The organism is Roseicyclus sp., assembly GCF_965662675.1.
Lineage (GTDB): Bacteria > Pseudomonadota > Alphaproteobacteria > Rhodobacterales > Rhodobacteraceae > Roseicyclus.
Genome location: NZ_CBFIIK010000098.1, coordinates 1 through 10525, shown reverse-complemented (window position 1 = coordinate 10525; position 10525 = coordinate 1). Strand labels below are relative to the sequence as shown.

The 10525-nt window shown below is 60.1% G+C and carries 15 protein-coding genes; 1 reads left to right on the top strand and 14 read right to left on the bottom strand.

Annotated elements, in window-relative coordinates; genetic code table 11:
* On the bottom strand, nucleotides 1-154 hold a 154-nt coding region (locus ACTG4J_RS12545; RefSeq protein ID WP_439140001.1), incomplete at its 3' end, for a flagellin N-terminal helical domain-containing protein.
* Nucleotides 155-524: 370 nt separating this feature from the next.
* On the opposite strand from ACTG4J_RS12545, the gene rpoN reads away from it, so the two are divergent.
* Nucleotides 525-2000 (top strand): RNA polymerase factor sigma-54, encoded by a 1476-nt coding sequence (gene rpoN / locus ACTG4J_RS12540; RefSeq protein ID WP_439139996.1) that lies wholly within the window; start codon nucleotides 525-527, stop codon nucleotides 1998-2000.
* 66 nt (nucleotides 2001-2066) lie between these two features.
* On the opposite strand, the gene ACTG4J_RS12535 is transcribed toward rpoN, so the two are convergent.
* The 13 genes from ACTG4J_RS12535 to ACTG4J_RS12475 form a co-directional block, all read right to left on the bottom strand.
* Nucleotides 2067-2408: a cyclic nucleotide-binding domain-containing protein gene (locus ACTG4J_RS12535; RefSeq protein WP_439139994.1), complete on the bottom strand. Its 342-nt coding sequence runs from the start codon at nucleotides 2406-2408 to the stop codon at nucleotides 2067-2069.
* Entirely contained in the window at nucleotides 2408-2767 is a 360-nt protein-coding gene (locus ACTG4J_RS12530; protein WP_439139992.1) for a cyclic nucleotide-binding domain-containing protein, read from the bottom strand. The genes ACTG4J_RS12535 and ACTG4J_RS12530 overlap by 1 nt, the downstream gene beginning before the upstream one ends.
* Before the next feature lie 64 nt (nucleotides 2768-2831).
* Nucleotides 2832-3668 carry a hypothetical protein gene (locus ACTG4J_RS12525; protein ID WP_439139990.1) on the bottom strand — a complete coding sequence of 279 codons (837 nt, stop codon included), beginning with the start codon at nucleotides 3666-3668 and terminating at the stop codon, nucleotides 2832-2834.
* A 12-nt stretch (nucleotides 3669-3680) separates the two neighbouring features.
* Complete coding sequence (locus tag ACTG4J_RS12520; RefSeq protein ID WP_439139989.1) at nucleotides 3681-4502, bottom strand: hypothetical protein; 822 nt, start codon at nucleotides 4500-4502, stop codon at nucleotides 3681-3683.
* Nucleotides 4503-4713: 211 nt separating this feature from the next.
* A complete protein-coding gene (locus ACTG4J_RS12515) occupies nucleotides 4714-4956 on the bottom strand; it encodes a hypothetical protein (RefSeq protein ID WP_439139987.1) in 243 nt (80 codons plus the stop codon).
* Complete coding sequence (locus ACTG4J_RS12510) at nucleotides 4956-6119, bottom strand: EscU/YscU/HrcU family type III secretion system export apparatus switch protein (protein ID WP_439139985.1); 1164 nt, start codon at nucleotides 6117-6119, stop codon at nucleotides 4956-4958. The genes ACTG4J_RS12515 and ACTG4J_RS12510 overlap by 1 nt, the downstream gene beginning before the upstream one ends.
* Nucleotides 6109-6915: a flagellar biosynthetic protein FliR gene (gene fliR, locus ACTG4J_RS12505; RefSeq protein ID WP_439139983.1), complete on the bottom strand. Its 807-nt coding sequence runs from the start codon at nucleotides 6913-6915 to the stop codon at nucleotides 6109-6111. Before fliR ends, ACTG4J_RS12510 begins: the two co-directional genes overlap by 11 nt.
* A 14-nt stretch (nucleotides 6916-6929) precedes the next feature.
* A complete protein-coding gene (gene fliQ / locus ACTG4J_RS12500; RefSeq protein ID WP_439139981.1) occupies nucleotides 6930-7196 on the bottom strand; it encodes a flagellar biosynthesis protein FliQ in 267 nt (88 codons plus the stop codon).
* A gap of 1 nt (nucleotide 7197) precedes the next feature.
* Nucleotides 7198-7968, bottom strand: coding sequence for a flagellar type III secretion system pore protein FliP (gene fliP, locus ACTG4J_RS12495; RefSeq protein ID WP_439139999.1), 771 nt, complete (start codon nucleotides 7966-7968; stop codon nucleotides 7198-7200).
* On the bottom strand, nucleotides 7968-8249 hold the full coding sequence (locus ACTG4J_RS12490; protein WP_439139980.1) for a hypothetical protein: 282 nt from the start codon (nucleotides 8247-8249) through the stop codon (nucleotides 7968-7970). Before ACTG4J_RS12490 ends, fliP begins: the two co-directional genes overlap by 1 nt.
* 151 nt (nucleotides 8250-8400) lie before the next feature.
* Nucleotides 8401-8721: a flagellar motor switch protein FliN gene (gene fliN / locus ACTG4J_RS12485; protein WP_439139998.1), complete on the bottom strand. Its 321-nt coding sequence runs from the start codon at nucleotides 8719-8721 to the stop codon at nucleotides 8401-8403.
* A 16-nt stretch (nucleotides 8722-8737) separates the two neighbouring features.
* On the bottom strand, nucleotides 8738-9727 hold the full coding sequence (gene fliM, locus ACTG4J_RS12480; protein WP_439139978.1) for a flagellar motor switch protein FliM: 990 nt from the start codon (nucleotides 9725-9727) through the stop codon (nucleotides 8738-8740).
* 18 nt (nucleotides 9728-9745) lie between these two features.
* Nucleotides 9746-10333, bottom strand: a complete 588-nt coding sequence (locus tag ACTG4J_RS12475; protein ID WP_439139976.1) for a flagellar basal body-associated FliL family protein — start codon at nucleotides 10331-10333, stop codon at nucleotides 9746-9748.
* Nucleotides 10334-10525 lie beyond the last annotated feature (192 nt).

The window sequence follows — 10525 nt, the reverse complement described above, 5'->3', positions numbered from 1 at the left end:
ATGAAATCGCCATGCCAGCCGCGTCATCGGCGGCCGTGTTAATCCGCAGACCGGTCGAAAGCCGCTCCATCGCGTTTTCCATCGACTTGTTGACCGATGTTGCCGCAGCAGCTGCACCAAGCGCGCCGATGTTGGTATTGATATTAAGAGCCATGTCGTCTCTCCTTGTCTAAATCCGAGCTCACCTGCGCCGCGTTAGCCAATCAGGGTCCCTTCGGGTCGTCCTGAATATCCCAGCACTGGCATCTTCAACCCGAGGCCTGTGTCGAGGCGCTCAGCTTCCTAAACGACGCATTTCAGGATTGTTTAATCGGGCAGCTTGCCTGTGGTGCGGTCCGTGGGCCTGTTTGATGGCGACGTAATCCTGACGCTGGCCCTTGCTTGCTGGCCGGGTGCTGGAATTCGCAAACCTTAACAATTGGTTAACGCGTCAATTTCCCGTCGGGGCCAAAGTCAAATTTTCAGCCTTTCAAAAGGAAACAAAACCTTCAAAATCAACGTGTAATCTCGCAAAGGTGAACCAGATGCAGTACTTTCCAGCACAGCAGCTGCAGCGCAAGCAATCGCTGGTCATCACAACACAGCTGCAACAAGCGATCCGCCTGTTGACGATGTCGAATATCGAGTTGCGCGGATTTCTGGACCAACAAACCGAGGAAAACCCCTTTCTCGAAGTCACGGGCGGCGCCAAGGAAGACGAGCAGATCGCCCCCGTCGCCCAGCCCGAGGCAGCCAAGGATGGCGAGGCCCTCGATTTCGACAGTGGCACGATGCATGGCGACACCCCGATCACCGAGGCCGCACTCGACAACCAGTTCGAGACGGGCCAGATCGATCTTGGCCGAAGCGGTGCATCCGGCCCGGTGGGCGATGGTGATTTCGACGCGCTTTCGCTGATCGCGGCGGATGAGGAGCTATCGCTTTACGCCCATGCCTGCGCCGAGGCCGAGCGGCTGTTCACCGATCCGACCGACAAGATGATCGCGCTGGCGTTGATCGATGCGCTGGAGCCGTCGGGCTGGCTTGGTCAAACCTTGGCCGACATCGCGGGCTTTACACTGGTCGCGGTCGACCGCGTCGAAACAGTGCTTGCCCGGCTGCAACAAATCGAACCGGCCGGGCTTTTCGCCCGCGACCTGAGCGATTGCCTGCGCCTGCAAGCACGCGAGCGCGAGATGCTGACGCCGGATTTCACGATCCTTTTAGACAATCTTGCCATGCTTGGCGCGGGCAATGTCAAAGGTCTGGCGCGTTTGTGCAAGGCCACGCCAGAGCGCATGGCCGAGATGCTACGGCTTTTGCGCAGCCTCGACCCCAAGCCCGGCGCGCGCTTCACCGGCAAGGCCGAGCCGATCTTGCCGCCCGACCTGATCGTGCGCCGCCTGACCGATGGCTGGTCGGTGGAGCTTAACAGGTCCACCCTGCCCGCGATCAAGGTCCGCCAGAATTATGCCAAGCAGATCGTGTCGGGCAAAAAGGACGACACCCTGCGCAGCTTTGTCTCGGAGCGGGTATCGGAAGCGCGATGGCTCGACCGTGCCATCGCCCAGCGCAACGACACGGCCTTGAAGGTCGGGACGGAAATCCTGCGCCAGCAGATCGGTTTTTTCGAGAAAGGCCCCGCGGCCCTCAAGCCGATGGTGCTGCGCGACATCGCCGAGGCGATCGGCATGCATGAAAGCACGATCAGCCGCGTGACCAACAGCTTGATGATCGCCACACCGCGCGGGACCTTCCGCCTCAAGGCGTTTTTCAGCTCCAGCATCACCAATGACGCCGACAGCGATGGCGAAGCCGCCTCGGCCATCCGGTTCAAGCTGCGCAAGCTGGTCGCGGCCGAGGCCCCGGCCCACCCCCTGAGCGATGATGCCATCGTACAGATCTTGGCCAAAGATGGCATCCGCCTGGCCCGGCGCACCGTCGCCAAATACCGCGAGATGGAGGGGATCGCCTCATCCTTTCAACGCAAGCGCACGGCGGTTTTGTCAGGGCGGATCTGATCGGCGACGATCTGCATCCCCAGCGCAAACGCAAAGCGTGGCGCGCCTTGTGGCGCCCGCTCCAGCCTATGCGGAAAGTTCGCGCAAAAGTCGCTGATGCCCATCGGGCGCCGCGTTGATCACCCGCATGATCGGGCTTGTCTCGAATACCCGCAACACCGTCGGCCCATGGGCCAAACCGATCCCTTGCCAGCGGCCACCCGCCAACATGTCGCGCAACCCGATGATGCGCAGCGGTCCAAGCGCCGTCAGAATCTGGTTGCCCGAGGGGGCAAAGACCACCACCCCCCCACGTTCGACAAGATAGACGGCGTCGACCCGCTCTTGGGGCATGAAGACGACCTCCCCATGCAAAAGCTGAAGCTGGTGCTGATGCACGATCCCGCGTAGCCGCGGTGGCGGCGACATCACGCGTGCTCCTTGGCGGCAGCGAGCGCTTCGATCGCAATGGCGCAGGCAAGGTTCCATGTCATCGCGCCTTGGGCATCGAAACAGGCCCGCACCGCCGCACGCGGCAAAATCGCGACCTGGGCCCGGCTGCGCGCATGCAGCGTGCCGGAATAATGGCTTGCGCCGAAGAACTCGACCGCCTTGATCACATCGCCGGGACCAAGCGGCCGGCCCATGCCCGCGCCGGACAGCCGCCCGTCAAGCACCACGAAAAGCCGATCCGTCGCGGCACCATCGCGCAAGACGACATCACCCGCGCCAAAACTCTGGCGTGGGTAAAGATCGACATCCAGACCGACGAATAATTCCCTGCGCATGCATCTCTCCGCTCTGGTTCATATAACGACCGAAGCGTGCATAGCTTTACCCGAAAGAGCGAAATTACCTTGCCGCTTGGCCGCTTTTCTGCGGCTTGACGCGCAGACGAGTGGCATCGCGGGTTTTTGGCTTGGCCTTTGGCAGGCTTTCGAATTGGAAGCGCAGATCGGGAACGAACCGGCGGCAGGTGTCGCGCGCCTCGGCCTCGCCGGGTTCGGCAAGGACCATCCAAAAGAACTTGTCCTCGAACAGCTTGTAAGACCGGAGCAGGTCGATCTGCGCCCGTTTGGTGTAGATTGAGACCAGCACATAGCTGATCACGAAGATCGACCAATGCGCGACGAACGTGATGCCATAGACGATACCCACCGCCACCATCGGATAAAAGAGCCGGTGGTTGAGCATCCATAGAACCGGCGCGTAGGTCGCGATCTCTTCGAGATCGGTGGAATGCATGGCGGCGTTCTTGCGGACATCGCGGAACACTTCGAAATTCTGGTATGTATCCAAGGGCGCGAAGGTAAGCTTTTGGACAGCGGCCAAGATCGCGATGGTTTCGTCGGCATCAGTGCTCTCGAAACCTGCCTTGAGGCGGGTCTCGAAGATCACGTGGAAAAAATTCCCATCGCGCGAAAAACTCAGCAAATGCGCCGTTACGCCCTCTTCGGTCGCGTCGACCTCGGGATTGTCTTCTTGGTCGGCCACAGGCCGCCCCATCCGCAATGCAAGCATTTCGGCGTCGCCGGTGAAGACCTCACCATCGATGGCCACCAAGACATCACCCGCCTTGAGCTTTTTACTTCGGGCAGCCAACCCCAAGCCGCGCGCCTCAAGCTTGAGGAACGGCTTGAGCGGCTGGTCTATCCCGGCCGTGTCGCCCATCGCGGATGTGTCGTTCATGTCGCCGTCCGATCAGGGAAAGGTAATAATGTCGCTGCTGTTCGGCGGGGCGCGCGGTGCGGGCGGTTGAGGCTGAGGGGTTCGCGCAGGCGCGCGCGGGGGCGTGCTTGCAGCGGTGATCTTGGCCGAGATTTCGCGCTGCAGCAGCATCATCGTCTCAAGACTTGCCTTGATCTCGTCAAAGGGCGAAGGCCCTGCTTCTTCTGTCCCGATCGCGGTTCCAGTTTCGGTCTCCGTGCCGGCGGCAGCGCCGGTCTGCGGTTCTGTGCGCATGGCCTCGAGTTGGGCCATCAACGCGCTTTGCTCGGCGGCGATGGTGGCGCTGAGTTCCCTGACCACCGCTGAAGTCCCTTGGCTGACGATATTTGTGAGTTCGGTTTGCGCATTGGTCATTTCGGCCAGCGTGGTTTCCGCCTGCGCATCAAGACTTGCGACCAGATCGTTCATCTTGGCCTCAAGCGTACCCATGCTGTCGACAAGGCCCGCGACCTGCGCGGCCTGCGCATTGGCCTCGGTCGTCGCCGCGGCCAACCGATCGACATTCTCGGCAAAGATCACCAGCGCCTCGAGCGAGGTGGCGTTGGTGGTTTCCATTTCACTCATGGTCCGGAAATAGATCAACCCAGCAGCCGCGACCGCGATCACCGATGCCACCAAGGACGAGATGAAAACGATCATGATCTGCCGGTTGACGGCTTTCACCTCGACGCGGGTCTTGGCGTAATCGCTGCGGACCTGATCGAATTCGCGGGTGACGGTGATCGCCGTATCGGCGGCATCGAGCGCGGTCTTGATGCTGTCTTCGATCGTCGGTGTGGCGGTTTGGGTGCTCATGCGGAGTTCCTGACGTTTCGACTTGTCCCGAGGGTCTTCACAGGGGGCTTTTCATCGAACCGAGCACAATTCGTGCCAGTTGAGGCGAAAACCAGCAAATTCGGCAATTGCGCTGCTCGAAATCCGAAAGCACGGCATCCCCAAGGCAAGGCAGGGTCGTGCGTCACATAGAAATGCCGGCATTTGCCACAGATCGCACGGGTGGGGCCGCTCATTGCCCGCGCCCCTTGCGAAACTGGCGCCAAAGCTGCGCGATCATGAAGCGAAACGCGCCGAGCAAGCTCAGGAATGCCGACAAGAACAGGCCGCCGACCTGCCAGCTTGGGGCCTGTCCCATCAGGCTGAGCGCCTCGAGCAAGAGCCAGCCGGACATCCCCACGAAAACAAGCGTCGAGATTGTTTCGCTCAGCGTACGCGGGCTGCGATGATTGGAGGGGCGGGCGCGTTTGGCCATTACGCTTCCCCCTCGGTGGTTGGGCGGCCATTTTGATCGAAGCGAAGGTCTTGCGGGATCTCGACATCGGGCATGTCGGGATCTTCGCCGCGGTCGATGCGATAGATATAGGCCAGCACCGCCGCGACCGGCGTGAACAGAAGGTCGGAAATCTCTTGCCCGATCTCGCCGGTGAAGAACAAGGCGCGCGCCAGAAGCGGGCTTTGGAAGACGGTGACCTGGGCCTCGGTACCGCGCTTGATGATTTCCTCGGCGATCCGCCCGCGCCCCATGGCAAGGATCATCGGCGCATTGTCTTCGCCCGGCACATAGCGCAAGGCCACGGCGAAATGCGTGGGGTTGGTGATGATCGCGGTGGCGCGACCCACATCTTCAAGCGCACGCCCTTGTTGCGCGGCACGGCGACTTGCCTCGAATTGCAGCCGCCGTATCCGCGCCTTGACCTCGGGTGAGCCGTCGTTTTGCTTGCTTTCTTCCTTGAGGTCTTGGCGGCTCATCCGAAGCTTTTTCAGATGCTCATGGCTTGACCAAGCGTAATCAAGAAGCCCGATCCCACCCAGAATGGCCGCAGACGCCCCCATCAAGATCATCAGCGCGTAAAAGGCGATCTCGATGGCGCGATCAACGCTCATCGAGGCCAAGGTCAGCGTTGTCGGAAGGTAGGCGATGATCACGAAATAGGCCGCGGCTCCGATGACACCGACCTTCAGCACCGATTTGCCAAGCTCGACCAAGCTATGCATCGAGAACATGCGTTTGAACCCGTTCAGTGGGTTGATCCTGTTGCCCTTGAAGGCCAGCGCGCTGGCGGCGAAATTGATCCCTTGGCCCACCAACGCCTGCGTGCCGATGACCACGACCAAGATCGGCACTGCCACGATCAGGGACAAAATCCAGAAATCCATGAAAGCCACCGACAGGCGCGCCGCCAAGAGATCGCTCAAGGCCTCGCCCCGTTCGAACTGGAAGAACCCGCCCCAATGCCCGACCCATTGGGTCAAGATCACGCCCAGCGACAGCAAGATGATGGTTCCCGCCGCCGTGGTCGAGAACACGAACATTTCCTTGGAGGTCAGAACCTGGCCGTCTTCGCGCGCCTTTTCGAGGCGCCGCTGTGTCGGCTCTTCTGTCTTTTCTTGGGCGTCGTCGTCTTCACTGGCCAAGAGCAGCCCCCCGCAATAGATCGCCCATATCCACCAGCGCGGCGGCGACTAGGTCTTGGAAGGCAAAGCCGATCGGCCCGGTCGACATGAACAACAGCATGAAAACGGCAAACAAGGTGATCGGGAAGCCGAAGGAAAAGAGGTTGAGCGTCGGCGCCGACCGGGTGATTACCCCGATCGCGATATTGACCAAGAACAACACCGTCACGATCGGCAACATCAGCCGCGCGGCAGTGGCGAACATGGTGCCACCCGCGATCTCGCCGACCGTGAAAAGGGCGGCGTAATTGATCCCTGCACCGATGGGCACGAAGGAGTAGCTTTCGATCAAGATCGCGAAGGCGGCCAAATGGCCGTTGAGCGACAAGAAGATCACCGTCAGGAACAAGGTGAAGATTTGGCTGACCAGCGGCATCTGCCCGCCGCTATTGGGGTCGATCTGGAAGGCAAAGGACAGACCTGCGGTCGCAGCCACCTTTTCGCCGGCCAAAGCCACGGCCGAGAACAAGATCGTCAAGAGCAGGCCCGCCGACAGCCCCAAGGCAAGCTCTTGTGCGATGATCGGCAAGACGCGCAGCGTGGTCAGGTCTTCGATCGCGGGCACCGGCACGCGCCCGATCAGGAACGCCGCAAGCGAGGCGGAAAACACGATGCGGACCGGCAGCGGGATCATGCGCGAGCCGAAGAAAGGCGCCGACAACAAGAAGGCACCGATGCGTAGCGACAACACAAGGAAGATGAGCGCCTGATCCATGACATCTTGCATCGCAAGGCCGGGCAAAGCACCATATTCCATCGCCGCACCCTCCCCTATCGGATCGCGACGATCTCGCCGAAGATATAGGCGAAATAATCGGTCATCTGGGTGAGCATGAAACCTGACATCAAGGCCATCGCCCCAAGAACGATGACAAGTTTCGGGACAAAGGACAGGGTCATCTCGTTGATCGAGGTGGCCGCTTGGATAAGCCCGATGAACAGGCCAACCGCCAGCGCCACCCCAAGCACCGGCCCCGCTGTCAGCACGATGTGCCAAAACGCAAGTCGCAGGTATCCGATATTGGCATCGAAATCCATTTCAGCCTCCTGTTCCCAAGGCGAAGGTTGCAGCCAAAGAGCCCACGGTCATGGCCCAGCCATCCACCAGCACGAACAGCAAAAGCTTGAACGGCAACGAGATCAGCATCGGCGAGAGCATCATCATGCCCAAGGACATCAAGATCGAGGCGATCGCCATGTCGATCACCAGAAACGGCAAGAAGATCAAAAAGCCGATCTGAAACGCGGTCTTCAGCTCGGAGGTGATGAAGGCCGGCAAGACCACTGAAAGCGGGATATCAGCCACATTGGCATAGCTGCCCTCCTCGGACATGTCGGAGAACATCAAAAGCGTTTCTTCATGGGTGTTGGCCACCATGAAATCCTTGATCAAGGTGCTGCCCAGCGCCAAGGCATCGTCGGCGCTCATCTCTTCGGCAAGGTATGGTGTCAGCGCGGTGTCGTAGATCTCGTTCAAAATGGGCGTCATGATCGCAAAGCTCAAAAACAGCGCGATGGCGATCAGTACTTGGTTGGGCGGGGTCTGTTGGGTCCCCAAGGCTTGGCGCAGGATCGACAGCACGATGATGATCCGGGTGAAAGAAGTCATCCCCAGCACGATCGAGGGCAGCACCGTCAGCGCCGTCATCAGCGCAAGGATTTGCAAGGAGAGCGAATAGGTGGTCGCACCGGTCTCGTCTTGGCCGACGCGCACGGCCGTCATCGACAGCGGATCTTGCGCCCATGCCGTTTGCGCGACCAGCAAGACACCGGCCAGAACGCCCAAGATGATGGAAAGGCGAAAGGTCATCATCCCTCCGCCGATTGTTCGGGCGCGGCCGGGCCAAGCGCCATAAAGGCCCCTGCACCATGCCGCCCGGTCAGAACCAAGATCCGCTGACCATCCGCCTCGACAAGGCTCAGCCGGTCATGCGTGCCAAGGGCCGCAACCTCGAGCAGACGGATCTCGCGCCCGCGACCAAGCCGCTTGCCGATGCCGCGCGAATGTCTTTGCAGCACGATCTGCACAGCGATCAAGGCCGCGAGGAACCCCACGACCACGATTACCTGTGTCAAGCTCACCTCTGCCATTTCGCCCTCTCTTCGGTCTATGCATAGACAAGGCAAACTTTGTGCCAGCCCTTGCATCAAACCCGAAAAAGAAAGCTATATAACTGAAATAAAACACTTTTTTGATTTGGCGTGCGATGGCGATCGACGTCCCGTCAAGATCCCGACGCAATCAAATTCCCTGCACCCGCTTTTCCAGATCGACGATTTCGCCAAAACGCACACCAAAGCGTTCGCCGACCATCACCACCTCGCCACGCGCGATCATCGTGCCGTTGATCAAGATATCGAGCGGATCGCCCGCCAGCCGGTCAAGTTCGACCACCGACCCCTCGCTCAACCGCAACAGATCGCGGATCGTGATCTCGGTGCGTCCGACCTCGACGGTCATGCGCACCTCGATATTCTCGAGCACGCGCAGGTTCTCGATGCTCGCACGCTCGCCCTTGCCTTCGGCTTGTGGCGCCTTGGTGTCTTGATTGTCTTCCACGATCTCGTCTCCTTCAGCCTCAATCGTCCGTTTCTTTGATACGACGGGTCAGATGCAGCGCCGCTTGCGGTCCGACCTGACCCAGCTCGGCCATGAACATCGGTCGGCCCTCGACCATGACTTGGATGCCGTCATGCAGCTGCATCGGGAAGGTGTCGCCAGATTGCAGATGGATCAGGTTGTGCAGCGCAGCCGTGGGTTCAGCGAGCCGCCCCGTCAACGAGAGCGGGATATTGAGGATCGCGTGCTCGAGCCGCTGGCGCCATGACAGATCATTATCGACATAATCCGACTGCACCCGCGAGCGCAGCTGCGAAGCGATCGGCTTGAGCGTCTGCAGCGGATAGATCACATCGAAGGTCGCGGGCTCTGTCTTGGGCAATTGGACGACGAAAGAGCAGATGATCACCGTCTCGCCCCCATCGACGAAAGAGGCGAATTGCATGTTCTCTTCGCGCCCCTGAATCGAGAAGGTGACAGGCGTCAGATCACGCCACGCCATCTGGAGGGCATCGTTCAGCCCCTCGGTCACGATCTCGATCACGCGCTGCTCGGTCGCGGTGAATTCGCCCTGCACCCGCTTGAGCGGGCGCACCGCTGTGCCGCCGTAGTAGGAATTCGTAAGAAGCGAGATGAAATTCGGCGGCAGGACGAGCAACTGGCTGCCGCGCAATTCTTCCATGCGGCTATTGGTCAGGCTCACGAAATTCTCGGAGGCGGCGCTGTAATCGTCGAAGGTCTTGACCTCGGGCGGAAAGGACGAGATGCGCGGCTGGACCCGCAGCATCGGCAAGAAGACCGACCGCGCGAAGCGGCTGAAGCGCTCGTTGATCATCCGTAGCGCGTAATAATCGCCCAAAAGCGACAGATCATCCGAACCGAAGGTGAATGGCCTGACGCCGGAGTTTTCCCCATCGAGGAACACCCCGTCAGAGCCGCCCGATGACTTGCTCAGGCCCTCGATCAGCGCCTCGACTTCTTCGTTGCTGAGCTTGCGAGACGATACCATGACTTGGTCCCCGCCCCCTTATTGAAGAACAAAGGAGGTGAAATGCACACCTTCGATGCCGCCAAAGCCTTCGAGTTCCTCGAGCTTTGCATTGATCGCGTCACGCATCCGCGCGGCAATGGCATCGCGCCCGTCCTTGCCCTGCACATCCTCTTCGGTAAATTCGCTGATCACGCCCAGCACCTCGGAACGCAGCGCGAGTTGATGGGTTTCGACATTTTGGACGACCGTTTCGTCGTATTGCGTCGATACCCCGATGCTGACCTGCAAGAACTTGCGCGATCCACGCAGGTTGGTGGTGAAATTGCCGGGGAATTCGTAATAGCTGGTGATGAAGGTGCCGGTCTCTTCGACGGGCTTGGCCATCCGTGTCGGACCGGCCTCTTCGCCTTCCTCTTCTTCGGGAGGCGGCAATTGACCGGCCTCTTGCAGTTTGCGCTCGATGATCATGTCGATCTCTTCGGAGGGCGTGACATTGTTGGCGAACAGAAAAAACCCTGCCCCAAGTCCGACCCCGACAAGGACAAGCCCGCCAATGACGAAGAGCAAGATCTTGATGATCCCCCCTTTTTTGGATTTGCCTTCTGGCGTGCTCGTATCCGACATTTCTCAGATCCTCGATTAGGCAAGCATGTTGATACCGGTGGACTGGCCCCGGTCAGCGCTGTGTCGAGCCGGCGCGTTGGCTTCGGCTTGGTCCTCGCGCTTGGTCGTGTCGATGGCGGGTCGATTGCGTCGCGGCGCATGTTGGCCCTGTTGGCCCTGCTGGCCGCCCGGCGCACCCTGCCCGTGTTCTTG